Annotated in this window: 1 protein-coding gene; it reads right to left on the bottom strand. The window is 66.6% G+C overall.

The genetic code is table 11. The annotated features are described in order from the left end of the window. Positions 1-1,006: hypothetical protein (locus NZ960_08575; GenBank protein ID MCS7177643.1), on the bottom strand; the 1,006-nt coding region annotated here is incomplete at its 3' end. Between the last annotated feature and the right edge of the window lie 13 nt (positions 1,007-1,019).

A 1,019-nucleotide genomic window follows, 5' to 3' on the forward strand; every position in this document is an offset into this window, starting at 1 on the left:
CCACCACATGCAGCCGCCGTGCCGGCGTCGCCGTCCCAATCCCCACCTCCCCACCAGCCGTCACCCGCAGCCGCTCCGCCCCGGCCGTGTACACACTCAAATCCCCTGCCGCTGTCCCTATCTGCCCTGCCCCGCTGTACTGGATATCCGACGTCGTAATCGTCACCGTGCTCCCCACCACCACCGACGTCCCAAAGTACCCCGTCCGCCACCGCTGCCCGGCAAGCCCCAAATCATACGCGTTGTTCGACGCCGGCACTATGTCCGAATTGACCCGCCCCACAAACACCACACCGTCCGTCGCCGCATCCCCCAGCGTCGTGCTCCCATCCACCTGCAAATCCCCCCTCACCAGTGCCGTCCCCACCACATCCAGCGTCGCTGTCGGCGTGCTCGTCCCCAACCCCAGCCGGTTGCTCGCATCGTCCCAGTAGAAGTTCGCGTTGTCCTCCCTAATCTGCCCCCCAGGCCCCGCAAACAGCACCGACCCCGGCGTCAAGCCCGACAGCGTCAACGTCCCAAAGTTCCCGTTGACCCCATGCACGTTCGCCCACCGCTGCGTCGCGCTCCCAAGATCGTACGTGTTAGGCACCGTCGGCAGAATGTGCCCTCCGGCATCTATGGCCCAGCCTGCAGCATGCGCATTGCTGATCTGGATGGCCGCCCCGCCGCGATTAGCCAACACATTGATGAACCCCAACGGGCCCGACCCATCCCCCACCGTCAGCGTCTGCCTGACAGAGGCACTCTGCCCAACTCCCAGCGTCCCGTTCAACACCGCATTGTCCCCGATGAAGTCCCCTCCGTGCACGTTCGCCCACGGCTGCCCAGCGCTGCCCAGATCATACCCGATCCCCGTCGGCACTATGTGCCCTTGAGCCTCAATTGCTACCGTTGCCCCACCCACAGCCACAAACCGCGCCGCCGCCTGCCCCACTGCCCCCACCACATGCAGCCGCCGTGCCGGCGTCGCCGTCCCAATCCCCACCTCCCCACCAGCCGTCACCCGCAGCCGCTCC

Source organism: Candidatus Kapaibacterium sp. (genome assembly GCA_025059875.1).
GTDB lineage: Bacteria > Bacteroidota > Ignavibacteria > Kapaibacteriales > HRBIN21 > HRBIN21.